Below are 25,851 nucleotides of genomic sequence, written 5' to 3' on the forward strand. Positions count from 1 at the left end.
ATCATGCATGATTCCGTGTAGTTATTGGGCTTCGACTTGTGCAGCAGCCTTACCCTCATGCATAACCTCGTATAAGATTTCTGTACGTCAGACCGGAGATTTGCCCGTGGGTTAGTATGTTCCCCACATCCAGCTTCCTTCAGATTCCGTCTCGCGGCGGACACCCTTGCCTTCGGCTATATCCTTCCCACTACCGGGTGGATTCGGGACTTGAACCCGTTGGAAACGTGCGCCGCTAGGCGCACTGCCAGAAAAGCAGGTCCGTCACGAACCTGCCTTTGTCTGTTCCTATCGATTTCATATTCGTTTCAATTTCATTTTAATTTCCGGAGATATTGCTTATTTTCTTTCCTGTTCCGGAAAAATTCGCTGATGACACCTCCCATTCCCCGAAAGAAGTGTCCGTTTACCATCTCTACAATACTTTTTACCATTTCCATCGAGACCAGGCCGCCGGTCATCTTGGCAATGGCGCGGAACGGCATATTATACTGGAACATCGTATTCAGATCCGGAACGCCTCCCTCCGCCTGCGATTTTTTCAGTTTCCTGTCCAGAACCTTATATATCTTTCTGGCGATGGGACTCTTCGCGTAATACATCTGGCACAGGGCATCGTTGATACCGAGGCTTTTCTGGTTCCAGGAGCCGGAAGGAACCGGATACCCCAGTATCTCTTCATACGCCTCATCAGAGACTCTTCGGATGTCCGCCTTGTAATAGCAGCCGCATTTCTCCCTGTCATAGGGAATCCGCTCCAGATCCCCCTGCTTTTCCACCGAACATGTCAGTCGAAGATCCTGACAGCTGGAACCGACAGATATCAGATAGGTTCCGCCTTCGATTTCCCAGCGGTCCGTCATGCGGTTCCACACACGGAAGGTCTTGTCATCAAACGGGATACTCACCTTCTTTTCTTCTCCGGCCTTTAGAAAGATTTTAGCAAATCCCTTCAGCTCACGGACCGGTCGGAAAAGAGCGGAATCTTTCATTCCCACATACATCTGCACAACCTCGGCGCCGTCACGGGTGCCGGTATTTTTCAGCGTGAACCGGATTCCCGATTCTTCTACCTGCAGAGCGGAATATTCGAAGGTGGTATAGGAAAGCCCATACCCAAACGGGAAGAGCACAGGAACATCTGCGGTCTCAAAATACCGGTATCCCACAAATACGCTCTCACGATATTCAGAGTTTCGCTCAAGAGCCGGATAATACGAATACGACGGTGTATCCTCATATTTATTCAGAATGGTTTCTCCGAGGTGTCCGGATGGGTTTACCGCGCCGGTGAGCACGTCAAGCATTGCACTCGCGCCAGCCTGTCCCGGTAGATACGCGTGAAGAAGCCCCTTGAAAAGGCTGTGCCAGGGCATCTCAATGACCGATCCCGCACTGATAATTCCGACCGTGTTCCGGTTTGCTTCCTGAATCTCGCGCATCAGAGTGATCTGGTTCTGCGGAATGCGAAGATGTGTGCGATCAAGGCCCTCAGACTCGGACTGCTCATTCAGGCCAAAGAAGAGCAACACAACATCTGCCTGTTTCGCCAGGGAAACCGCTTCCCCGATCAGGGTTGCATCCTCACTCCCATCCCTCCGGTATCCTCTTGCCGTGCCCACAACCTGAAGATCATAGCCGCCTGCGAGATCCCGGATGTTTTCTACCTTCGTCGCATTCACCATCGAGGAACCGGCGCCCTGATAGCGCGGTTCAAATGCAAAATCTCCGATGATGGCGATCCTTGTCCTGCTCTTCAATGGAAGAATCCGATCCTCGTTCTTCAGAAGAACCATACTCTCTGCCGCTGCCTTTCGTGCAAGACGGTGGTTATCACGGTGTATCGCGTCTTTATCCAAACAGGAAGCTTGCACAGAACCGTCATGATCGTCATGATTCTGACGGACCTTTTTTGCCTCAGCGGTAAGCTCCAGCACCACATCCAGCAGCTCATCGACTCTCTGATCCACCTCATCCTGCGAAATCCTGCCTGATTTAACCCCAGCCAGGAGTTCTCTGGCCGAATCAAGTCCCGGATTCGGCATCTCCAGGTTTGAGCCGTTCTTCACACCGAGAACATGATCATTGCTTGCGCCCCAGTCGGTCACAACAAAACCGTCAAACCCCCATTCCTTCCGCAGAATATCTGTCAGCAGATGACGGTTTTCGTTCGCGTATACTCCGTTCACCTCATTGTAGCTTGACATCATCGCCCTCGGGTGGCTCTCCTTCACCGCGATTTCAAACGCAGTCAGGTAAATCTCCCGAAGTGTCCTTTCATCGATAACCGCATTCATGGCCATCCGCCGGGTCTCCTGCGAATTCACCGCAAAATGCTTGCAGCAGGCAGCCACACCCCGGGACTGAATTCCCCGCACTTCTGCCGCTGCCAGCTTCCCCGTCAGATACGGATCCTCGGAAAAATATTCAAAATTACGTCCGCAAAGCGGATTCCGCTTGATATTCATGCCCGGCCCCAGAAGTACATTGACTCCCTCCGCCATGGCTTCCCTTCCCAGTCCCTCTCCGACTTCTTCCATCAGGGCCGCGTCCCAGCTGTTGCAGAGAGTCGCTGACGACGGAAAACACGTCGCAGGAACCGAGGGATTCAAGCCAAGGTGGTCGCCCTCGCCGGCCTGCTTGCGGATTCCGCTCGGTCCGTCCGACATAAAGATCGACGAAATTCCGATCCGTTCAAAATTCCAGGACTCCCATTCACTTTTCCCCGAAAGAAATGCGGCCTTCTCCTCCGCCGTCATCCGATTGACAATATCCGCGTGTTTCATAAAATAAAGTCCTTTCATTCATTGTTGACAAAAAATCAATTTCTTCATGTCAGGGATCGCCGACAATTATTCCATCTCCAGTACAGTCCCGCATTGACGGCCATGTTTTCCGTGTATCGGATATCCGTGATCGCCGGCCGTTATTCGCTCTCCAATGCAGCCGGGAGCCATCCGCGTTCCATGCACCGCGCGAAATCCCAGGCTTCCTTAAAATATTCATCTGTCTTTTTTCTCCGGTCCCGCAGAAGCTGATAATTCCAGTAAAACCACCCCTCTGTCTCTTCCCAGGTGCGAAGCTCGGCACGGGCAAGACGCAGGAACCGCTTTTGTTTCTCCCGCTCAGGAAGCGGAACATTGATCTGGTACCTCCTTGCGTCCGGAGAGGTTGCCATTCCGGAAAGTGCCCCTCTGGTGAAATCCCTTCGAATCCCGAAGGCATATTCATTCGTGACACACCATTCTCCCACAATAACCGGCGTATAACTCTGCGCCAGCCGGATTCTCTGTTTGTTGATCGCCAGGTAGGTACGATATACCCAGGGCTTATGCACCGGAAAAAAGTTTTCCATGGCAAAAACATACATATGCGTGTCGAGACAGACGTTTTTCATCTTATGGCGGACAAAATAGTCTCCCCACACATTCAGCCGGAACCCGTCATGAAAGACAATCGTTTTGGATTCCGGCAGATATCTGCGGATTCTGTGGTACGCCCTCCGGTAAAAATCCTTCAGAAAAACGGTAGGTACATGACCGGAGCCCTCCGCCTCCTCAAGATCCCTGGCCTTCCCTGTGGAAGGCGCCGTCAGGTATACCAGGCGGCTGATGGGCTCGTTCAGGACCTCCAGGCCGTAGAGTGCGCTTTCCTCCGCATATCTCTTCGCCAGCCTCTCCAGAACGTGCAGCACAAACTCCACCTCTTCCGGATTCTTGTGCCATTTGCATACGCCTGTAATTCCTCCGTTGTCGTAACCGTTCTGTCCCCCGCAGGCCGTGTGAAGATCAATCAGAATCTTGATCTTCCACTTTTGGGCCCACACAAATGCCCGGTCCAGGTATTCCAGACAGCCTTTATAGGGTTTACGATCCCCAAAGATAAAAAACGGCACCGGTATGCGCACATGGGTGATTCCATGATTGTGCAGCCATTCAAAATCCTTCTCCTGCACATAGGTCTCCCTGTGATACTTCATGCGCTGATCCAGCTTCTCTCTGGTCATCTGCCCCGTCTGATATCCCGGATCATCAGCAGGAAGCTTCGCCCAGAACGAATTCTCCGGAATAATCCCCCAGGACGCCTCCCGGTTCAGCCATGTCTCATCCTCCGCATCCGTTCCGTCAAACATCTCCGGAGACATCCACTTCTCCAGCACCAGCCAGTTTCCCAGATTTACCCCGTGAAACGGATTGTTCTGTGTCGTCTTCTCCATTTTTCTCCTCCGGTTATTCCTGCAGGCTTTTCTTCCCCTGGTCATTCCAGATCCAGCTTCAGCAGTTTAACATGGCATATGCATATATCGCCGATACATAGTCACTGCCGTATTTTTCCCGTCTGCGGGTGTGCAGTCCGTCTCCGGCATGCGAACGGACAGCCTCGCTCTGCAAAAGGCCACCCGTTTCTACATGTGTGCCTGTATAAAGCGGTCCATCTTCTCCAGTTCCCGATCCGAGTACATCCCGTCTCCTGCGTGGCCCGCATTTTTTACGATATTCAGCTTTGTCCGCCCGGTACCGATGATGCCGGATACTTTCGAATACAGATTCTGAGACTGTGTGACCGGTACCGTGAGATCTGCATCTCCATGGGAAATGTAGACGGACAGATCGGAATCCGGACGTAGGTTTTCATCAATGTAATTATTCAGAAGCATCGGCGCCAGCTCGTCTTTACTCAGCTTCGAAATATCCTTGCGGAGCCAGTAGCTGTGGATATCCGTGTAGCCCTCCGGAAGGTTTTTCTGAATCCATCCGTTGGCAATCGAGCGCACGACAGAAGAATAACCGATCTCCTTCCACTGAGCATCCAGGCTCGTGAAATCAACATCTCCATAATAGTCGATCAGAACCCGGATCGCCGGATTGACACCTTCTGCCGGTACGGAATCTTCGCCCGCAGCAGAGCTCTGTTCTTCCTCTTGTTTGCCGCTGCTTCCATCATCGGAACAGCCGTCTGATTCCCCGCTGCTTTCTCCGATATATGGCAGGCTGTTAAACTCCTCATCATTCGTCATGGCTGCGGCAATTGCCAGGTAGCCTCCTGCGGATTCACCGCATATGGCCATTCGCCCGGAATCATATCCATAGGTCCCGGCGTTTGCCTGAAGAAACCGGATACACGCCTTCACATCCTCAATTGCCCCGGGGAAAGGAGCTTCCTCTGCCAGTCTGTAGTTGACCGAGGCGCACGCATATCCATGATCCCGGAAATACCGGTACATCAGCACCGCCTGCTTTGACTGACTGTCATTTGTGACAAAACCGCCCCCGTGGACCAGAATCAAAAGCGGAGGATTCTTCACATCGGAAGGAACATAAAGGTCAACATAATCCGAATCAGAAACCGAACTATATGGAATCTTCAAATAAGACTCACCGCCCGTCCATGTATCCGTGTCAGGCACACGGACGTGTGGCTGTGTCAGATTATGGAAGACTGCTGCCGTTGTCTTATGCCAGATTCCCATTATCACGGCAGCCGCAATCACCACAGCAAGGAGAATGCTCCGCACCACTCTGCCCACCTTTCTTTTCTTTACATTCATCTTCTCTGCACCTCTCCATTTCTGACCTGTCAGAATTTCCTTACCCCAGGAGTTTTCCGATCAGTGAGTTCTTTTTCCTTGCCTCTTTTTCGAGATATTTCCGATTTTCTTCTTCGAAATCAAGGTTCTTTTTTCTGCAGTATGCCTGCAGCTCTGCAATCCGGTCCTGTTCCGCCTTGCGGTCCGCTTCCTCCTGCTCCCGCTTCTCTCTAACGGACGGATCCTCCCAGACGCCGCCCTCGGCCAGAACAGCCTGTTTCTGGTGCTCCAGAATCATCTCCTGATCTTCCTTCAGATTTTTCTCCACATTCAGCCCGAGAATCAGGAAAATACTGACCGCGAAGGTAATCATGTCCACCGCCAGATACAGAAACGCAAGCACATGCTCCGTTCCCAGTGACTGTCGGTATACAACCCGCCCGGTCCATGAGGAAATATCCTGAATAAACTTCCCGCTTGCCGGATCAGCTGCGATGCCGATGTTATTATATCCGGAGGAAGCCAGCATACCGTTCAGAACGCCGTTGCAGATTCCTGCCAGTCCGACGAAAACCGCGCTGTAGATCGACATGGTAAATCCGTCACTCCGGAATCCGTTTTTCGCCTCCAGGTGATCAAGTACATCCGAGAGCAGCGCAAGAAGAACATACTGCGCCGGAATAATTCCAATTCCTTTCAGAATCACGCCGATGCATACGATCACAAAGCTATTGACATTGAGAAACGCGACCATGCCCCCGGCAAGTGCAAAAATGAGACCAAGCAGAATTGATTTTTTCTTCCCAAGCTTATTTGCGAGCGGCCATGCAAGGAACATACCGATTACCGTCGGAATTCCTCCCACAAGTCCCAGCGTCGACATCAGAGTACCGGACATCTGTTCCGGGTTTGAGGAATGAATCACACCGTCAAACATCCACCGGACAAAAAAGCTCATAGATCCGTTTTTGAATGCCTGACCCATCTGAAAGACCAGAACAAACAGAATCATCATCCACCAGTACCGGTCATGGACACAAGCACGGATATGCTCTCTGGTGGGGATTTTCTTTTCCTGAAGATTCAGATTCTGACTTTCCTCTGTGATCCTCTCACGGGTATAATAATATTCCAACAGAACTCCGACCGCGGTCAGGATGGCCAGAAAGACCGCAAGCACTCTCCAGTGCAGGTAGCTTGCCTCCACATTCAGCCCGTTCTCATCTGTGACAAACATATAGCTCTGCAGGAGAATCGGCACAAGTATGCTGCCGCCCACACCCGCAGCTCCGACTGTCGACGCGTTCGATAAAGTGGCCAGAATGCCTCTCTGGGAAGAATTCCGGGTAGAAAGAGATACCATGGAGTTGTGCGCTGTGTAATAGCAGGGATACGCTACAGCGTAATAAAGATTATAGGACACCGCAATCCAGAGAATCTGCGCCAGACCGCTTCCCTTTACCGGCGTCAGAAACAAAAGCAGAATCGCCGCCGCCAGAAGCGGGATCGACAGCAGAAGATATGGCCTCGCCTTTCCGGCTGCCGTCCTCGTCCGGTCAATGAGACTTCCCACCACGAAATTTCCCGCGATGACAAATATCACCGAAACCATGGGAAGAAGCGCTGAGAACAGACCAAATTTTGTCCATCCCAATACATCAACATAGTAACGATTCAGATACGCCGCAAAAACAGCATTTGAGATCATTGCCAGAAACGGCGCTCCCAGATATCCGAAAAACATCTCCTTAATTTTTACATTAGAAGACGTGATCCGGGTATGAAATGCAGACTTTTCAGCAATTTTCGTGATCTTCACTCTGTACTCCTTCCTCTCCTTTGACAACCGTTACGGCGTAGGTCCAGCTTCCGCTTCCCACTTCGTGGCAGCTTCCGTCAGGAAGCTCTGCGCGGCAGGTTGTTCCAGCCGGAACGCGGATATGAATTTCAAATGTATCGTCGACAATTTTCCAGTCACTGACAATTTCTCCGTACGCGCCTCTGACGCTTCCTCTCGCCTGCGTGAGAAAAAACCTTCCATTATTTTCTTCATCACGGCAGATCAGAGGACGGATGCGGAATCTGCGGTACCCGGCCTCAAGCGGCTCGATCCCCGCGATTCTCCGGTAAAAGAAATCTCCCACCGCTCCGCTTGCGTAGTGGTTGAAGGACACCATGCCTCCGGTTCCGTCACCCTCCCCGGTATTACAGCTTCCGTCCTCACGAAGTGCATCCCATCTCTCCCAGATGGTTGTTCCTCCGGTCTTTACCTCATAGAGCCATGACGGACACGTATCATTCAAAAGCATGCGGAACGCCTCCTGCGGGTACCCGTTATCTGCCAGCGCAAACAGCACATATGGCGTTCCCGGAAAACCTGTTCCGATATGATAACCATTTTTTCTTACCATCCGTGCCAGATGTTCCGCCGCCTTCTTCCGGTCCTCTCCCTGCAGCATTCCGTAATACAAGGGGAGTACGTATGCGGTCTGGAATTCATCCCTAACCCTTCCGTCCGGATCCATGAGAAGACTCCGGTACGCGTCAGCCGTATCCTCATGCAGCTTCCGGTACTTCGCGGCATTCTCCTTCTTCCCCAGAATCTCTGAAATCCGGCTGACAATTGCCGCCGAGTTCGACAGGCAGGCCGTCGCCGTATACTTACCTCTGCGCATCCATGTCCACATGTCAACTCCCGGTGCGCACCAGTCGCCGTAATGATGCAGAAGCTTCCAGATATACCGTCTCTTCCCGAAGGAAAAAAGTCCGGCCCAGAAACGGCAGGCCCTGAGATACTTCTCCATAACCGGATACATCTCTCTTAGAATAGATGGATCCCCTTTGGAAAGATACTCCGCCCACGGCACCAGAATACAGGCGTCGCCCCAGTGATCCACCGCCATCGTCACGACCAGCTCCCACTGCCAGTACACCTTGACGAAGGGGACAATCATCGGAATCCCGCCGCCCCATCTCTGCTCCGCCTTCACATCCCGCAGCCATTTTCCAAGGAAGCGGGACATATCAAAATTATATACTGCAGTCCGTGAGAAAAGAGCGATATCGCCGGTCCAGCCAAGCCGCTCATCTCTCTGCGGACAATCTGTCGGAATATCGACAAAGTTGGACTTCGCGCCCCACCGGATATTCTCCTGAAGACGGTTCAGATCCGGATTCGAGCAGGAAAAGCTTCCGTTGTCACGGATGTCGGAATACAGCGCCACTGCTTCCACCCTCAGAATCTGAGGCAGGTCACCTTCAGAAGCCGTAGGGTTCTCCGCCTCGCCGGCTGAAGTGAAGGAGGATCTCTGATGATACGCTTCAACAGCCGCAGCACAGGAAGATGAACGGATTTCCGCAGCCTGATCCGCAGCGTCAGAAAGCGCCATTATTTCCGCGCCTTCGACGGCAGCATACCGAAATCCCATATAAGTGAGAGACGGCGCGTACTCCTGCACACCGTCCTTCAGAATATAAATAGCCTCCTGCCGTGCACTTCGAAGAGGCTCCCGGTACAATTCTCCGTCCATCAGAACCTCTGCATGGGTGATGGTAATCCTCTGCCCGGCACTTCCTTTCAGACGGATGCGGATTACTCCCGCAAGATTCTGTCCAAAATCAAAAATAATCTTTCCGGAAGGCGAGCGGGTGACCGCTACGGGGTGGAAAACCTCATGCGCACGCACGGGGTCTCCGTACTGTGCGATTATGTCCGGGTGAATTCTCAGTTTTTCCTCACGCGCCGGATGCCATCCGTCCGTTTGATTTGCCGCGTCTGTTCTGTCTCCAGCATGACCGAGCATGGCCATGCGCCTTGCGTCAAAGGACTCGCCGTTGTAGAATTCCGCTGCGAGGAACGGTCCGTTCATGGATACCTCCCAGTCGGATCCTGTTCCGATCACTTGCTCCGATCCATCCTCAAACCAGATCCGGACCTCAGCCAGAAGCGCCTGACGGTTCGCGTAAATCCGGCAGCGTTCTTTATAGGTGTAGCGTCCGACAGCCCAGCCGCCACCGACGACCGCGGTCAGAATGTGTGTGCCACAGTTTTCAAACTGCTCCGTAAGATCATATGTCTGGTATTGAAGCTGCTTCCCATATGCCGTGAAACCCGGGGCGAAATAATCTCCGCCGACTCTCTCTCCATCCGCATAGAACTGATATATACCCATAGCGGTGCTGTACAGCACCGCCCTTTTTACTCTCTTCGTAAGGTTCAGACATTTCCTGAAGTGCATCGGGACCGGAGAAGCCTTTTTCTCTGTAAAACGGTACGCGCCGTCAGAAATCCATCTTCCGATCCAGGGTGCTCCCATTCTTCCCGTCTCAAAGAAAAGCTCAGCCGATGCGTTCTCTCCGTGATTATCCGTGACACAAAGCTCCGCCCGGTATCTTGTAAAAGATCTGAGACTTGCGCCGCGATAAACCGCACGGTTTTCCCCGGCGAGCTTCACCGTCCAGTCTCCGACGGTAAGTTCCGCGCAGGTCTGTTTCACATCCTTCCCGGTACTCTCAAGCTCCCACCAAAACGCAGGGTTTGAGGAATCTGTCACACATCCCTCTTCCAGATTCTGCACGGTAAATGAACGAATCCTCAGCATTTATCTGCACCCCTTTCCCTCGACCGCTTCCACTCGCAGAGCATTCAGAAAATTAACACACCAATTATTTTAACATGATGGTGCTTCGTAAAGTCGTACCTGGTATTTCAACCTGAAACCAGCCGCCCTTTTCTGAGCGGCCGTTCCATTTCCAATCAGCTGCGCTTCCGCAGTCTGTTCATCTTTCATCCTTCTGTTGTTTCAAAAACCCCGCAATCAGGTAAAGCAGCATTCCGACGATCGCAATTCCTGCAAAAATGATGAACGGAATCAGTGTGTCGATCTGATCCAGCCCGGCAATCACATAGCCGATCTGATTGACCATCGGCTTAAACGAATATCCAGCTGCAAAACCCATCAGCACTGCTCCGACCAGCGGAAGCCAGCTGTTCAGTCCCCTCCGGTTCAGAATGATTGTCACAGCCTCGATCACCACTACTGCTGCCAGAGTGACAAATACCGCCGGCGTCTTGTACATGGCGCGTGTATACATGATGATGGATGCTACCGCCAGGATGGCGGCAGCCAGTGTCAGGTAAAATCCTGCTGCTCTGTTTTTCATTTTTTTACCTCCTCATCTGCGTCTGCTCCGGATGCATCCACGATCTGAACAGCCTTGAGCTTGCGTTCTTTGGTAACATAGAGTACGGCAAAGATAACCGTCAGCGCCGCGAACAGGGCAATTCCTCCATAGATTGCCGCCTGCCACCACGGAGTTACATGCTTCAGCTCGGTGGTGTGCGTAATTCCGTTCATCACGAGGCTTCCCGCCAGTGTGTGCAGCCAGTACTTGATATTGGTCTTCATCATCTTCTGGAAAGCAGTATCCTTAGCGATGAGTGCCTTTGAAGCTGCCATGGTGCCGATTTTCGATGTGTCGTAAGCAGAAGTCGTAAGGCAGTTTCCGCCGCCTGCAAAGGTGATATCCTTCCAGTTCATGTAATCGGCGCCATTGATCATATCGGTTACGACCGCGCCTTCATATCCCCACTCATTTCGCAGAATATTGATCAGCAGATTCTCGTTTGCACCTGCGAAAACCGTTCCCAGACGGTTAAAGGATGTCATTACATTTCCGGCACTGTTGGTGGACAGCACCATCTGGAATCCTCTGAGCTCGTTCTCGCGCATCCCCTGCTCATTGGAAAATACAGACATGCCGGACCGGTTTGTTTCCTGATGGTTTGCGGCCAGATGCTTCGGCTCCGCATACATACCCTTGGACTGAATTCCTGTGCACAGGCTTACCGCAAGAGTTCCTGTCAGCACGGAATCCTCTGAATAATACTCATGGTTTCTCGCGTTGTACGGCACACGGTGAAGATTGATTCCCGGAGCAATGATTCCTGCAACATTGGACCACAGGCCACCCTCTCCAAGAAGCTCACCTTCCCGGTGAACCAGATCCTGATTAAAGGTTGCAGCCACAACCGGTTCCGTCGGCATGACATTATCCGCGTAGGTGCCGTCTTTATCTTCCGCCGTCGTGTATGTCGGATGGTTGGTGTCGCTGTTCTTGTCCCAGCGAATATAATATCCGGCTACCTGGTCATAGGTGAAGCCGAGAGGACCGTCGTTCTGATCGGATCTTGGAAGGAGAATGGAATCAATATTCTCATTGTCATCTCCACCCTTCTCGATAAACTGAATTGCCTCATCCAGCGTGATCTCAGATACCAGCTTGTCCCATTTTTCATCATTAATGTCGGTTACGCCGGTAATTTTTCCATCCTTAATCGTAACCATATCGATAAGCTTCAGACCGTTGTCCTCTCCCCAGCTCTCGCCGTCACCGTTCTCGGTAAGCTCATATTTGCTGTTTGTCAGTCCGGTCATCATCTCATCGGTCGGTGTCAGAGAATCCACGGTCTTCCAGCCCTTTGTCCAGTCTGCTCTGGTAGAATACTCTGCCGTGTCCGGAATCTGCTTGTTAATGTCTGCGTCCTGAAGCTGGTTGGATACGTTTTGGGAATAGGTATCGATATCCTGCTTGTCAAGATTCCAGACGATTGCATTGTCCGGGTTTGCCTTCTCATCATCCGTCGTCATCTCCAGCTTGCCGGTGGAGCCGGTCTTTTTCGCCAGCACGTTATTCAGCGCCTCATGTGCCCCGTTTCCGATGGAGAAATAATAATCCCCGGCATCCAGAACCCACGCGCCATTTCCGTCCTTTGCGGTTTCGTCATAGGACGCCATGTACTGCGGATCAAAGGAAACTGTCACATCCTCCGACGCCCCCGGCGCGAGCTCGGACGTCTTCGCAAATCCGACCAGCTGAATCGCTGATTTTTCCAGGCCTCCCTCTGTGTATGGTGTCTGTACATAGAGTTCCACCACGTCCTTGCCGGCAGTCTTTCCGGTATTGGTAACGGTAACGGAGGCGCTTCCCTGATCTCCCAGAGATACGTCCACGCTGTTCAGTTTCTGTTCAAAGGTCGTGTAAGACAGTCCATATCCGAAGGGGTAGGAAACCTCATTCTGATAATCCCAGGCATCTCCGGTAGAAGACCCCGCCTTATCATCCGCATTGCCCTGACCGAGCATCTGATCCTCATAACGGGTTTCATAATACTTATAACCGTCGTAAATTCCCTCGGTCTCAACCGCGAACCAGTCTGCCTTATTGTCCTCGGTCAGCGTGCCGCCGTTGTTGGATGCATTCGTATAGGTATAAACCCCGAAATTCTGCATTGCAGGAGAGGAAACCGAATTCACCGCATAGGTATCCGTGATTTTTCCGGATGGATTTACATCTCCGTCCAGAGCATCTACAACTCCGAGGAATCCGTACATTCCGGGTTCACCCGCCCATACGATCGAATCAATATCCGGATCCTTCTTCAGCGAATCAATTTCCATTGGATTATCCGCATTCAGAAGGACAACAACCTTCGTGCTGTGCTTCTTTGCGAGATCTATCATGGACTTCTCATAATCTGACAGAGCAAGCGGACGCTCAAAAGAGTCGCCCTTTGTGGCATTCTTCATCCCCGGCTCATAGTCTGCCGCCTCGGAAGAGTCTCTCGAGATCACGACAACTGCCGTCGTGTCATCGGCGCTGCTCAGCGTATCCTCCGTATAGAGATCGGCCGGAATCTCTCCGACCGGATAAGCCGCCGGTGTCTCATAGGTCGGTGTGAATGCCGGCATCAGGCCGTGCCCGGGCTGTCCGAAACCGGTTCTCATGTACTCGGACGCCTCTTTGCTCGAATACAGGTCAATGAAGTTCTGATTCAGCGTGAAGCCCTTCTGGGTGAACGCCTGCTCCAGGTCCACCGGAACCTGCCCGTTCTTTGTGTCGGATGCTGTTGAGGATCCGATCATGCCGCCCAGCGTCGGATAATGTGAATTCATGCCCCAGAGCGTAATCTTTTCATTCTTTGCAAGCGGAAGTGCCGCATTGTCATTTTTGAAAAGTACAGTTCCCTCGCCGGCGATCTCCTCGGCCAGCTTTACCTTCGCATTGTACATATCCTCCAGCGATGAAAATTCGGAGTCATAGTACATGCTGTCTTCTGTAGAAGAATCGACCATCTTCTGACTGGCGGTTCCCAGTCTCGTATTGATAAAGGCTGCATTTGCGTTTGCAACGGTTGAACCGGCAACCAGAATTGCCATTACAGTCGCCGACACGCCGGTAAGTCCCCGCCATGCTCTGGCTGATTTTTTCCTTTTCATTCTCTGCCTCCCTGTACATAAAAAAACGTCCGCGCGGATTTGTGTTCCATGCTTCTCATTATAAAGAAGAAACGGAACCAAATCCTTTTTTAGCGCGAACGGTTCATTTTTTAGCATAATCGGTACAAAAACGTACGTACCTGTTGAACGAAATAAAACACGCTGTGCGAGTTTTATCTCGCTATCGCGACGCTCGCCGCACACGAATACTTCGCATTCGGCTGCGGCTCACTGTTCGCGTAAGTAAAAATGCAGGACTGCGCAGCACGGAGCAGGCCTGCATGTGACCGGTTTCGTCTGCCTGTCGCGGCGTTTGTGCCGCCTGCACGTCACTTCGGCTTTTTACACGATTTCCATCTCCAGGTCCCGGCTTCTCTCTTCGTCTCTGCAGGTCAGCCTCAGTGTGCCGCTCTCACCGACCCGTACAATCGCAAGCGCCTCTCCATAATAGGTAGAAACTGTATCCTGCAAATACCCTTCCGGATTGTAGGGGCAGGCATTCCCAAGTGCCTTAAGTTCCCCGTTTTCCACCTCGATATGCACTCTGTGCTTTTCCATTGGCTTCCAGATGCCGTCCCTGTCGGTGTAACGAATGCGGAAATAGCAGAGCCTTCCGGCCTGTGCGGTGAGCCGCTTTCCCGTCAGATCCGGAGTATCGCAGCCGGAGATCCGCTCCATGGCAGATTCCGGGATCACCTGAAGAGTCGTTTCCTCCTTTGCGCTTTCCAGCCGGCAGGTTCCGATGCGGCTGTCATCACCGTTATAGGCAACGGCGCGAAGCACTCCGTCCTCATACGGAACCTTGAATCTGGCAATGCAGTTCCCGTGCAGTCTTGCGCTTCCGACCTTTCTGTCGTTCAGGAAGAGCTCCACACGCTCCGCCCTGGCGTACACCTCGATCTCTGCCTTCTTTCCGGTGCAGCCTCTCCAGGACCAGCTTTCGATGGCATCCGACATCTTCCATGCAGAGGGAGTATGCCTGCCGTTCTGATAGACCGGCTTTACGGCGATAAACGGGCCGGTCTCCTGCTCGAGGGCGACCCGGGTCCAGCTGGCCTCGCCGATTGCTTTTCCCGTAAGGTCCACTCTGCCGCTTCCCGCGGAAATCCATCCTGCCTGATCCGCGTCCTTGGGCGCGTAATCCTCGTATTCCCAGGATCCGATTCCCGCCTCTCCGAGGTAATCCATGCCTGCCCACACAAAATCACCGACAATACGCGGGTTCTTTTTCGCCAGATTCATAAAATCATGCGCATCGTTGCAGAAGGTCTCACTTCCGAGAATCAGCCGGTCCGGATACTTCTTCAGGTCGTGCCGGTAGCGGTAAATACCGTAATTGTAGCCGGCAACATCCATCGCGGCAAACGCATCCCTCGTCTTGACATCGCAGCCGTGAAGCGTTGCGCCGAGCTTCATCGTCTTGTCACCGAGAAGGCCCGCCATCTGATTGTAGAACTCGCTGCCGACCGTCTTCTTTTTCTTCCGTTCCTTTCCCTGCTCTGCTGCCTTTTCTGCGGCGGCCGCCTCTTTTGCCGCCTTCTCATCGCTGTACACGCCAAATCCCATCGCATACATCAGATTAAAGAAGATATTGACGCCGCAGGTGACCGGACGGGAGCCGTCCAGTCTGTGAAGATATTCCGTCATATCCCGGGTCAGCGCAATGCCTCTCTTCTCGCCGGTTTCCGCCACCTCGTTTCCCGTAGAATAGAGAATTACAGACGGATGGCAGTAATCTTTATCCACCATATCACGCAGATCTGAGCGATACCATTTTGTCATTTCTCCGGCATAATCAAATCGCGTCTTGTGGATATACCAGCAGTCCACATATTCATCCATCATCAGCATTCCCAGCCTGTCGCATGCCTCAAGCAGATATTCCGAAGCCGGATTGTGCGCGCTGCGAATGGCGTTGTAGCCGTTTTCCATCAGAATTCTTACTCTCCGCTCTTCGGCTTCCGGATAAGTTTCCGCGCCCAGCAGCTGATTGTCTGAATGAATGCAGCAGCCCTTCAGAAGCAGCCGTTTTCCATTCATCTGCATACCGCGTTCTGCGTCCCAGGAAAGCTCGCGGACTCCAAAGGTCACCTCACTGGTGTCATCCGCAAACCTTGCGCGGCACCGGTAAAGCTCCGGGCGCCCCGGATTCCAGAGTCGTGCCCGGTCGATCGAAATGTGGAATACTGCCTCAAAATGTTCCGCAGCCCTTCTGTCTTTCTCTGTGTGAATTCCTGCCGTTGACTCTTCTGCTTCATCGGAAGACCCACACACAGCTTCTTCATCAGGAGAAACCGCAGCGGACTGCTCTTCTGCATATGCAGCTTTTCTTCCGTCCGGATCCGTCATTTGCAGACTGACCATACCAGCGGCACTGGTCCGCACACGGACCTCAACCTGCGCTTTTCCGCAGGTATGCTCGCTGTTGTAATCACACACTGACAACGTGCGAACCTTCAGGCCATATAACGGAATATAATCGGCCTCTCCGACATACATCCAGACCGGCCGGTAAATTCCGCTGCCGCTGTACCAGCGGCTGTTCGGCTGATCCGCATTATGTGCCACAACCCGCACTTCATTTGAGGCGCCATAATGCAGATAAGCTGATATTTCTGTCTGGATCTGCGTGTAGCCGTACGGACGCGACACCGCCTTGCATCCGTTAACGAAGATCTCAGCATTCCGGTAGATTCCCTCAAACAGGAGGAACACGTTTCTTCCTTCAAAAGACGCTGGCACTTCGAAGCGATGAACATATTCATAATCGCCTCCGGCAAACCAGCCGACATTATGCATTCCCGCGCTCTCCCCGGATCTTTTCTCGCGAAGCATGGCGTCATATGGGAGCCGGACCTTTATCCCTTCTTCACTGCTTCCCAGATGTTTTACCGTCCAGTCATTGTTAAAATCGTATCGGATCATGATCTGCCTCCTGAATTTTTATTTACGCGAACAGTGAGCCGCAGCCGAATGCGAAGTATTCGTGTGCGGCGAGCGTCGCGATAGCGAGATAAAACTCGCGCAGCGTGTTTTATCTCGTTCTGTATTCCCGGCTTCCGCCTGTGTTTTCACTTCGGCTGTCCCAGGAATCTTCCCTCTGCAGACAGCCTTGTCATGCGGAAACCCTTATCTCACATTTTCAAGCCTACCACAAAAAAGGATAAAAAAAGACAAATGACGCAAATGGTTCATTTTTTTGCGTCATCTGTCTGTTTTCACTTCCTGTGATACTTCCGGCGCGATCCACATGTCAGCCGCACTTTCCTCCGGTCACGCCTCGTTCCTGTCGGTCAGATTTCCCTGCGGCTCTGTGTGCCCGGCAGAAGGATGTGAAGACTGAACCATCCATCCTTCGCGCCTACCGTCAGTGAACCTCCGTATTTCTCCACCGTGGAGCGCATACTCTTGACTCCGAATCCGTGGTAAGCGTGGTTCTGTTTGGTCGTCACCGGAAGGCCGTTTCGAAAACTGACCGCACCGCTGAAGCGGTTGAGCAGCGTGATATTGACAAAGTTCTTCTGCCTCGCGATCGTCAGATGAATCAGTCTCTCCTTCCTGTCCGGTATCTGCTTTGCCGCCTCAATAGCGTTATCCAGGGCATTTCCGAACAACGAGCTGATATCCATGATTGACATAAAGCTCAGCGCCGCTCCGTCCGCCACAACAGTAAACTCCACGTGATATCTCTGACAAACCATGGCCTTGCTGGTCAGGATCGTATCCAGGACCTCGTTGCCGGTCTTATTCTGCGCCTCGTACAGCTTGATCTCCTCCTCCATCTTGTCAAGATACCGTACTTTTTCCTCAGAATCGATGCCGTCCCTCAGAATTGCAATCTGATGCTTGAGATCATGATATTTCTGATTGACAAGATCCACACTCTCCCGCGAGGTCTGATAATTAGAATATTGAAGCTGAAGAATATTCTGCATGGTCTGCAGCTCCATCTGCTCCTGCGCCTGGTGCAGCACAATGGAATAAAAATAAAGAACAACAACCCCGGCAAAATCCACAACGGTTCGAAGCAGCAGGATTTCCGATGTGTACCTGGCGGTAAAAGGCGCCCGCTGAAGCACAAAGCTGATATCACTCATGAAATACACCGCGCCGATGATCAATATCTCCCCAAGAAGTGCATGTCCATGTAATTCCAGCTGTTCATACCTTCCGGACCGGCTGTCATATTTCCTCTCCAGCGCAGCAGCCAGAACGAATACACCGGCATAGGTCGGCAGCATAAAGATCAGATTTGTCAGCGGATTCAAGGCAACCCTTAATTCTGTCAAACCGAAATAATAAAGCTGCCATTCCAGAGAAGCCGCAAACTCTCCCAGAATAAAGGCGCGAAGCGTATCAAAGAGACAATTCTTCCAGTTCATCTCTGTCAGCCAGTAAAAGCCGAGAAAAATCTGAACAATGGTACCCATCACAACCGGAAGGAATAACGGAAGAGGGGGATTCTTCGTCACCGTCATGTAAAAAATGAGAAATCCTCCCATTCCCAGAAAAATCAGATTTCTCTTCCAGCCCTTTCTCCTGGCCGGCCGGTAATGACTGATGATTGCAAAAGCAATCATATAGGTGATTGCATAATAAATTCCCGGTGTGTCCTTAAGATCCGGCAGGACATTTCCGGAAGCTGTACGAAACAGGAGCCCGTATACATCCATCCTGTTACCTCCCTGTCTCAGCCATATACTGATTCAAAGCATCCATCAAAGGCTTTTTCCTGGCCCGGCTCACCTGCAGACGGTCCTCCCCGATTTGAACATCATTCCCGACGACACCGTCTACATAAGCCAGATTAATCAGAAAGCCCTTGTTACACTGAAAGAAATACTCGCCGGATAGTTCCTTTTCCACCTCCTTCAGCGCGCCTCTTGAGGTTATCTCTTCTGAAACCAGATGAAAAATCAGTTCATGGTTCATGACTTCAATGTAACGGATGGAAGAAGTGGAAATCCGCCGCATCCCGCCCTTGACATTCAAAATCACGTACTTATTCTGGATTGTCTTCCTTCTTCCCAGTGCACGTGTAATGGTCTCCGAAAAGGAATAGTAGGAAACCGGCTTCAGAATATAATCCAGTGCGCCGACCGTATAGCCCTTGATCGCGTACTGAGGCATATTGGTAATAAAGATGATGCAGACCTCCGTATCCGATTTCCGGATCTCCTGCGCCGCCGTCATCCCGTCGACAAATGCCATCTCAATATCCATCAGAATAATATCGTAATCCGGTGTATACGGATTCAGAATTCCGTCTCCATCGGAGAATTCCCGGATGGAAAAAACTTCGCCATGCTCTCTTCCGTACTGTTCCAGATATGTGCGGAACTCCCGGCGGTAATTCTCATCATCCTCAACAATCGCAATTCGAAGCATCTCCTCATCCTCTCCCGACAAAATCACGCATACATTTTTCATCCACTGACATACCTGTCAATAGGATGCTTGCAGATCATGAACTTCAACCCTGCAATCATCCTATCGCATTCTGCCTGATTTTACATCCCTTTAACGCACAATTGTCCTCGTCAGGCTGTAAAATTCCTGCCTTCCCGAACCCGCTGCTTCACAGCCTCCATGCCGTACACACGGAAGCGGTAAAGCAGCGGGTAGCCGCAGACACCTATCCCGTACGTATATAGCGCTGCAGATAGCATGGCCATTTATCGGATGTCCAGTTCCGGCGGTTCATCGAGGTGCTCCGACACATACTTCCCGTCCTTTTTTCTCTGCTTTACGCATTCCGTCAAAAGATACTCGATCTGCCCGTTCACCGAACGAAAATCATCCTCCGCCCAGGCTGCGATCGCGTCATACAATTTTTCATTCAATCGAAGCGGTACCTGCTTCTTCGCCATCTGCTCACCTGCTTTCTGTCTACCACAGCCGGAAACTGTTTGCTCACACCCTTCAGAAATATATCCTGGTTTTTGGGCTGACAGATTTTCCATCTGCGGGTGGAAGCGGTTTGTTCGCGCAACACTGTTTTGGTCAGCCTTATACGAAACTATCGTAAAAAACCTCTCAGCACGTCTCAAAAGGAAGCGGCGGCCTTCGCCAGACCATACTAACCCGGAATGGCAGCGCCGCCGCGTTCATCATTCAGTTTCAGTACAGGCTTCCCGAATTCACAACAGGCTGTGCGTCATGGTTGCCGCACAGAACCACCAGCAGGTTCGACACCATTGCCGCCTTCCGTTCCTCGTCGAGATCCACCACGCCGTTTTCCTTCAGTCGCTCCAGTGCCATCTCAACCATACCGACCGCACCGTCCACGATCATCTTTCTCGCGTCAATCACTGCGGAAGCCTGCTGTCTCTGGAGCATCACCGCGGCGATCTCGGGAGCGTAAGCCAGATACGTGATTCTTGCCTCTTCAATCACAAGTCCGGCATTTTCTACCTTTTTCTGAATCAGGTCACGGATCCGGTCCGCCACAACCGTCGTAGACCCGCGAAGGCTTCCGTCGTCAGCCTGTCCGTCACCGGTCGTATCGATATTCGGTGCCACATCATACGGGTAAATCTTCACGATATCCCGCACCGCCGCATCTACCTGGAGCGACAGATATTCCTTATAATTATCGACATTGAAAACTGCCTTCGCTGTGTCACTGACTCTCCAGATCACTGCCACGCCGATCTCCACCGGGTTGCCAAGTACGTCGTTGACTTTCTGCTTCGCATTATTCAGGGTCATCGCTTTCAGAGAAATCTTCCAGTTCGCCGGCTCCTCTGTCTTGTTCACGGAAGAAAGCGACAGCTGAATCCCATGGGCCGAAGCGTTCTCATTCACATCTCCGCTCTGTCCCAGCCTTGTCTTCGCGGCTGGATTTACTGACGAGCAGAAAGGATTCACATAGTAAAATCCATCCGTCTTGATCGTCCCGATATACTTGCCAAAAAGCGTCAGCACAAGTGCTTCCTGCGGCTTGACAACCTTCAATCCCATGCAGAAGATCCATCCAAGTCCCCACCACAGAATCGCCGGAAGGAAGGCCGGAAGAAACAGAGAATCCTCCGTTCCAAGCTTGATTCCTGTCACAAACAGAAAAACAGACGCTACATACAGCGCAACCAGCAGCAGCAAAACAGGCATCCCATTGTTCTTCTTCACCAATTGCTTCTCTTCCATAACGTTTTTCCTTTCTACCCCTAAAAAAGGCTTCCGGGCAATCGCGGCCCGAAGACGATATTTATTTGATATCATAATGATATCATATATTGTAAAAATGTCAATACATGACAGCACCAACAATAACCTGCGGAGGCGGAAGTATCCTCCATACCGGCAGCGGGCAGTCTGGATGATATTTGTCCGGAAGAAGAGAACAGGGGTTGTTCGCAATGCGGCAGCCCCTTAATCCGGCATATAATTTCCTTTTGAAAACAGCATTCTGCCTGTCTTGAAACCCGATATCGTATGGAAATGCTTTTCCCATCATTGCCGCAGCTGTGCGATTCGAATCAGCATCTCCGCGGTCTTCTCCATCTCCTGCACGCTCGCATACTCGAACCGGCTGTGATAGTTATACCCTCCCGTGCACAGATTCGGACATGGAATGCCCCGGAAACACAGTGCTGCGCCGTCTGTACCGCCACGGATAGGGCTTGTGACACACACTTCTCCCATGTCCGACAGAACTTTCTGCACACGCCCGACCAGATCCATATGATCCTTCATAACCTCGGCCATATTGTAATACTGGTCCCGGATCGACGCGTCAACAGTTCCCTCACCGTATTTTTGATTCAGATACGCCGCAATCGAGCGAATCGTTTCTTTTCGTGCCTCGAACCGTTCCCTGTCATGGTCCCGGATGATGTACTGAAGGTTTGTCTGTTCAACACTGCCCTCTACCCGGTCGAGATGGTAAAATCCCTCATATCCCTCTGTGTGCTCCGGTGTTTCAGCCGGCGGAAGCATCGAAGCAAATTCCATCGCGATCAGGCAGGCATTTTTCATCTGGTTTTTCGCACTTCCCGGGTGGACATTCTTGCCATGGATCATAACCCGCGCTTCCGCCGCATTGAAGCACTCATATTCGATGACACCGAAGGTCCCGCCGTCTACGGTATATGCCTCTTTTGCCCCGAAGCGCTCCGTGTCAAAATGCTCTGTGCCGCGTCCCGTTTCCTCATCCGGCGTAAATGCAATGCGTACCGCCCGGTGCGGTTCCTCCGGATGATCATGAAAATACTGCACAAGGTTCATGATCTCCGCGATTCCCGCCTTGTCGTCCGCACCTAACAGTGTCGTCCCGTCTGATGCTATAAGATCCTCCCCGCGATGTCTCGTAAGCTCCGGAAAATCCTCTTCTTTTAATAATGCGTCCCCGCCCTGGTAATTTTGAATGATTCTCGGCTTCACACTGCTTCCGCTCACCTCCGGCGACGTATCGAGATGAGCAATGAATCCCAGTGGCGGCATGGATTCAAAACCACTCCCATGCGAAGCAATAGCTGCATAAACGTAGCAGTGTTCCCGGTCGTAATCCGTCCGGGCGCCCAGACTTTGCAGTTCTTTTTCAAGAAGCTCTGCGAGAGCCCTCTGCTTTGCAGTTGTCGGCTGATCTGTCGCATCCTCATCGGATTGCGTATCGATCTGAACGTAATTGAGAAAACGATGAATGAAATCTTTATTTTCTGCCAAGCTGATTCCCTCCCTTTCTGTTGATCGTAAAGCGATGTCTCTATTATACTGAAAACAGGCTTTCTGCGCCAGTCCGCCAAATACAGCATTAATAAACAGAAGCCCACGGTTCAAGGTCTTTAAAAATCAATGAATTTCTGTATGGAAGAAAATAAGTATATTCCTCTGCTTCTTACGGTGGTATCCTTATTCAGTAGTAAAGTTGCTATAATCATTGCGGCGGCCTTTGACAAGCGTTTTTTTCGCCTGGATAATGGTGTGCTGAATCGTTACAAATTGCGAAGGATACAAGGAGGTATCAGTTCCGTACGCGAACTGATGCCTTTTTCTGTCTGTCACACAAAACCATTCTTTATTAGAATTCTGCTGAAAGGAGATTTCGCAATGCGAAAGGTAACTCTTGCGGCGACACAGTTCGCCTGCTCATGGAACGCGGAGGAAACACTGGACAAGGCGGAAAAGATTGTACGGGATGCTGCTGCGGCCGGGGCCAATGTCATCCTGCTTCAGGAGCTTTTTGAACGCCCCTATTTCTGCAAAACGCACAAATATGAATATCTTCACCTTGCCACGAAAATGGAAGACAACCCGGCAGTAAAGCGCTTTCAGAGCATTGCAGGGGAACTGCATGTTGTCCTCCCCATATGCTTCTATGAGGATGCCGGGAATCTGGCATTCAACTGCGTCGCAATGATTGATGCCGACGGTAAAATTCTCGGCAAATACCGCAAAACGCATATACCGGATGGTGTTCCGTATGCGGAGAAGTTTTATTTTGCTCCGGGAGACACCGGATTCCGGGTATGGGACACCCGGTTCGGAAAAATAGGCGTCGGCATCTGCTGGGATCAGTGGTTCCCGGAAGCTGCCCGCTGCATGGCACTGATGGGCGCGGAAATCCTGCTCTATCCGACGGCCATCGGAAGCGAGCCGGATCTCGGCATCGACTCCATGCCTCACTGGAGAAACTGCATGCAGGGTCATGCCGCCGCCAATATCATGCCGCTTGTGGCCTCAAACCGGGTGGGCTACGAGGAACAGGATTACACAAACATCACTTTCTACGGCTCCTCCTTTATCGCGGGACCGGACGGAGAAATTGTCGCTTCTGCGGACCGGGAGAGTGAGACCTTCGTGACGGCACAGTTTGATCTGGACGCCGTCGCTTCCATGCGCCGCGAATGGGGTGTCTTCCGCGACCGCCGGCCTGAGATGTACGGAGAACTCCTTACCATGGGGGAAACCGGAAAGGATGAACGTTAACACAATCATTTTCTTGTTCATTTCCGGACAGCTTCACCCATCCGGAGATTCACATCGAAAAAGCAGAAGGTCACGCCCGAAGGGGATCTTTCACGGGAGTAATTCCATCATCGTTATATAACTCGTAATCCTCCGGGCATCCCCCGTTACAAATGTAATGGATCGTGCTGTAATCGAGAGCTGCCGTATTTGCTGCCGGATGGCAGAGCGGAAGCACATGTCCCTTTCGGATGAAAATCAGCACTTCCCCGAGCTCTGCCTTCACATAGTGATCGCCCTCTGAAAGCTGAATCTCATCGTAATCGTTCCAGCTTCTCATACGCAGAAGCATCATATCTTCCGGCAGATAGACATAACGGCCGGAAGCGTTCTGCCGGTACACCGGCGCGATCATCACGCTTTCCCCGACAAGCAGCTGATCCTCTGTCTCCACTGCTCTTCTGTCGTCCGGCCACTGGAAGGCGAGCGGCATCATGTACATGCCGTCGCGGAGCGCTGCCTTCATAAACTCACTGTAAATATAAGGAAGCAAAGCATATCTGAGTTCGATGATCGGGCGGAAGCGCTCCGGATGCGCAAACGCGCTGAGCTCCTGAAAGCGGTTTCCCTTCGCATTGTGATTGCGGTACAGTGGTGTAAAAAGAGCCATTTCCAGCCACCGCATCATCAGATCCTCCGTTGCGTCGTCACCGAAGCCTCCCATATCCGATCCGGAATACAGAAAGCCGCACAGATTCAGGCCCGCCATCTGCTGCATGCCGAGAAGCAGATGCTCCCACCAGCTTCTGTTGTCCCCGGTCCAGACACCTCCATAGCGATGCATCCCGATGTAGGATGACCGTGAAAACAGCAGGATCCTCCGATCCGGGCAAAGCGTCCGGAACGCTTCTCCGGCAGCCCTCGTCATCAGATAACCGTACAGGTTATGAAGCTTGTCATGGCGATAGGTTTTTCCCATGTATGTGTGATAAAAGCTCCGGTAATCCTCCGGATTGTTCGACAGGCCTCCGACCAGAGACGTCAGCTCAGAAAAGGATTCTATATCCAGATTCTCCCCCTTCAGTTCGTCGATCCGCCGGAACACCTCGTTCAGATGCTTCTCCGTGTAGAAAATCGCGGGCTCATTCATATCATTCCAGAACCCGTCCACGCCCTGATCCAGCAGAAAACGGTAATGCTCCCCGAACCACTTCCGCGTCTCCGGTTTCATAAAGTCCGGAAAATGCGCCTTCCCGGGCCAGACAGCGGCCACCAGGTCGTTTCCGTCCTCATCCTTGACAAAGTAATCGCCTTTTCTCCCCTCCTCACAGATATCATAGCCATCCTCCATCTTCACACCCGCATCGATGATCGGCACCAGATGGATTCCCCTTTTCTTCATCTCCGCGCAGAAATCCGTGAAATCCGGAAAAGCCTGCTCATCAACTGTAAAGTCCTTGTAGTGATCCATGTAATCGATGTCGAGATAGATACTGTCAAGCGGAATGCCTTCCTGCTGATAACGATCAGCGACCTCCTCCACTTCTTTCTCCGTGCAGTAGCTCCACCGGCTCTGCCCGAATCCGAAGGCCCACTTCGGCGGAATATAGCTTCGGCCCACTAAGTGCCGGAATTCATGCGCAATTCCGGGAAGCGTCGAATCCTGAACCACATAGAGATTCGCGTCAAAATCATCCAGACGAATCTCCATCACATCCGGGTCCGTATATCCCAGATCAAACGTCACTCTTCCCGGCGTATCGACATAAAGTCCGAAAGAAGCCCGCGGAGAAAAAACAAGGATAAAATTCTGGGAGGCATAAAGGGAATGCTTTCCCTCCGTATGCATATAGTCGTCGGTGTTGTTGCTGATGTACAGCCAGTTCCTCTTGTTCATCCCGCGGACAGTTTCTCCGAGTCCGTAAATAACATCCTCCCTGTCCATTCGATGACGAATCGCCTTCGCGCCGGGATCCATAACAAAACCCGGAATCTCCCCTGTCTCAGCCGGTATATTCAGCACAACGGAATCTGTCTCGATCGGCTCTCCGATTATATAATGTCTGATCATGGTGTCTCCTTCACACTGTATAAATTTCTCAATGGCTTCGCACTCCCGCAATCCTTCAGGTATGAGGA

General features: G+C 51.8%; 15 protein-coding genes. 1 reads left to right on the forward strand and 14 read right to left on the reverse strand.

What is annotated here, in order from left to right:
* Positions 1-314: 314 nt before the first annotated feature.
* From ACTQZS_RS00005 to pepT, 13 genes are all read right to left on the reverse strand, one after another.
* Positions 315-2,786, reverse strand: coding sequence for a glycoside hydrolase family 3 C-terminal domain-containing protein (locus ACTQZS_RS00005; protein WP_441474006.1), 2,472 nt, complete (start codon positions 2,784-2,786; stop codon positions 315-317).
* A gap of 140 nt (positions 2,787-2,926) precedes the next feature.
* Complete coding sequence (locus ACTQZS_RS00010) at positions 2,927-4,216, reverse strand: glycoside hydrolase family 5 protein (protein WP_441474007.1); 1,290 nt, start codon at positions 4,214-4,216, stop codon at positions 2,927-2,929.
* Between the two features lie 189 nt (positions 4,217-4,405).
* Positions 4,406-5,548, reverse strand: a complete 1,143-nt coding sequence (locus ACTQZS_RS00015) for an alpha/beta hydrolase fold domain-containing protein (RefSeq protein ID WP_441474008.1) — start codon at positions 5,546-5,548, stop codon at positions 4,406-4,408.
* 40 nt (positions 5,549-5,588) lie between these two features.
* Complete coding sequence (locus ACTQZS_RS00020; protein ID WP_441474009.1) at positions 5,589-7,346, reverse strand: MFS transporter; 1,758 nt, start codon at positions 7,344-7,346, stop codon at positions 5,589-5,591.
* On the reverse strand, positions 7,324-10,128 hold the full coding sequence (locus ACTQZS_RS00025) for a family 78 glycoside hydrolase catalytic domain (RefSeq protein WP_441474010.1): 2,805 nt from the start codon (positions 10,126-10,128) through the stop codon (positions 7,324-7,326). The genes ACTQZS_RS00020 and ACTQZS_RS00025 overlap by 23 nt, the downstream gene beginning before the upstream one ends.
* Positions 10,129-10,306: 178 nt before the next feature.
* On the reverse strand, positions 10,307-10,690 hold the full coding sequence (locus tag ACTQZS_RS00030; protein ID WP_441474011.1) for a hypothetical protein: 384 nt from the start codon (positions 10,688-10,690) through the stop codon (positions 10,307-10,309).
* The gene (locus ACTQZS_RS00035; protein ID WP_441474012.1) at positions 10,687-13,806 is read right to left on the reverse strand and encodes a glycoside hydrolase family 3 C-terminal domain-containing protein; all 3,120 of its coding nucleotides are present in this window, start codon (positions 13,804-13,806) and stop codon (positions 10,687-10,689) included. Before ACTQZS_RS00035 ends, ACTQZS_RS00030 begins: the two co-directional genes overlap by 4 nt.
* Before the next feature lie 342 nt (positions 13,807-14,148).
* Entirely contained in the window at positions 14,149-16,731 is a 2,583-nt protein-coding gene (locus ACTQZS_RS00040) for a glycoside hydrolase family 2 TIM barrel-domain containing protein (protein WP_441474013.1), read from the reverse strand.
* A 368-nt stretch (positions 16,732-17,099) separates the two neighbouring features.
* Positions 17,100-18,479, reverse strand: coding sequence for a GHKL domain-containing protein (locus ACTQZS_RS00045; RefSeq protein WP_441474014.1), 1,380 nt, complete (start codon positions 18,477-18,479; stop codon positions 17,100-17,102).
* A gap of 4 nt (positions 18,480-18,483) precedes the next feature.
* Complete coding sequence (locus ACTQZS_RS00050) at positions 18,484-19,236, reverse strand: LytR/AlgR family response regulator transcription factor (RefSeq protein ID WP_441474015.1); 753 nt, start codon at positions 19,234-19,236, stop codon at positions 18,484-18,486.
* 245 nt (positions 19,237-19,481) lie between these two features.
* Positions 19,482-19,676 (reverse strand): PTS ascorbate transporter subunit IIC, encoded by a 195-nt coding sequence (locus tag ACTQZS_RS00055; RefSeq protein WP_441098804.1) that lies wholly within the window; start codon positions 19,674-19,676, stop codon positions 19,482-19,484.
* 250 nt (positions 19,677-19,926) lie between these two features.
* Positions 19,927-20,952, reverse strand: coding sequence for an SPFH domain-containing protein (locus ACTQZS_RS00060; RefSeq protein ID WP_441098805.1), 1,026 nt, complete (start codon positions 20,950-20,952; stop codon positions 19,927-19,929).
* 306 nt (positions 20,953-21,258) lie between these two features.
* Positions 21,259-22,470 carry a peptidase T gene (gene pepT / locus ACTQZS_RS00065; RefSeq protein ID WP_441474016.1) on the reverse strand — a complete coding sequence of 404 codons (1,212 nt, stop codon included), beginning with the start codon at positions 22,468-22,470 and terminating at the stop codon, positions 21,259-21,261.
* Between the two features lie 384 nt (positions 22,471-22,854).
* Between pepT and aguB the strand changes: the two genes are divergently transcribed.
* Positions 22,855-23,733: an N-carbamoylputrescine amidase gene (gene aguB, locus ACTQZS_RS00070; protein ID WP_441474017.1), complete on the forward strand. Its 879-nt coding sequence runs from the start codon at positions 22,855-22,857 to the stop codon at positions 23,731-23,733.
* Positions 23,734-23,803: 70 nt separating this feature from the next.
* Here aguB and ACTQZS_RS00075 read toward each other — a convergent pair whose 3' ends face one another.
* Positions 23,804-25,783 (reverse strand): glycoside hydrolase family 31 protein, encoded by a 1,980-nt coding sequence (locus ACTQZS_RS00075; protein WP_441474018.1) that lies wholly within the window; start codon positions 25,781-25,783, stop codon positions 23,804-23,806.
* Positions 25,784-25,851: the final 68 nt, after the last annotated feature.

It is taken from the genome of Bilifractor sp. LCP19S3_H10 (genome assembly GCF_052119185.1).
Taxonomy (GTDB): domain Bacteria; phylum Bacillota; class Clostridia; order Lachnospirales; family Lachnospiraceae; genus Bilifractor.

Excerpts from the sequence above, each read along its gene's own strand:
- ACTQZS_RS00005 (WP_441474006.1), bottom strand. The coding sequence starts at position 2,786 with ATGAAACACGCGGATATTGTCAATCGGATGACGGCGGAGGAGAAGGCC.
- ACTQZS_RS00010 (WP_441474007.1), bottom strand. The coding sequence starts at position 4,216 with ATGGAGAAGACGACACAGAACAATCCGTTTCACGGGGTAAATCTGGGA.
- ACTQZS_RS00015 (WP_441474008.1), bottom strand. The coding sequence starts at position 5,548 with ATGAATGTAAAGAAAAGAAAGGTGGGCAGAGTGGTGCGGAGCATTCTC.
- ACTQZS_RS00025 (WP_441474010.1), bottom strand. The coding sequence starts at position 10,128 with ATGCTGAGGATTCGTTCATTTACCGTGCAGAATCTGGAAGAGGGATGT.
- ACTQZS_RS00030 (WP_441474011.1), bottom strand. The coding sequence starts at position 10,690 with ATGAAAAACAGAGCAGCAGGATTTTACCTGACACTGGCTGCCGCCATC.
- ACTQZS_RS00035 (WP_441474012.1), bottom strand. The coding sequence starts at position 13,806 with ATGAAAAGGAAAAAATCAGCCAGAGCATGGCGGGGACTTACCGGCGTG.
- ACTQZS_RS00040 (WP_441474013.1), bottom strand. The coding sequence starts at position 16,731 with ATGATCCGATACGATTTTAACAATGACTGGACGGTAAAACATCTGGGA.
- ACTQZS_RS00045 (WP_441474014.1), bottom strand. The coding sequence starts at position 18,479 with ATGGATGTATACGGGCTCCTGTTTCGTACAGCTTCCGGAAATGTCCTG.
- ACTQZS_RS00050 (WP_441474015.1), bottom strand. The coding sequence starts at position 19,236 with ATGAAAAATGTATGCGTGATTTTGTCGGGAGAGGATGAGGAGATGCTT.
- ACTQZS_RS00055 (WP_441098804.1), bottom strand. The coding sequence starts at position 19,676 with ATGGCGAAGAAGCAGGTACCGCTTCGATTGAATGAAAAATTGTATGAC.
- ACTQZS_RS00060 (WP_441098805.1), bottom strand. The coding sequence starts at position 20,952 with ATGGAAGAGAAGCAATTGGTGAAGAAGAACAATGGGATGCCTGTTTTG.
- aguB (WP_441474017.1), top strand. The coding sequence starts at position 22,855 with ATGCGAAAGGTAACTCTTGCGGCGACACAGTTCGCCTGCTCATGGAAC.
- ACTQZS_RS00075 (WP_441474018.1), bottom strand. The coding sequence starts at position 25,783 with ATGATCAGACATTATATAATCGGAGAGCCGATCGAGACAGATTCCGTT.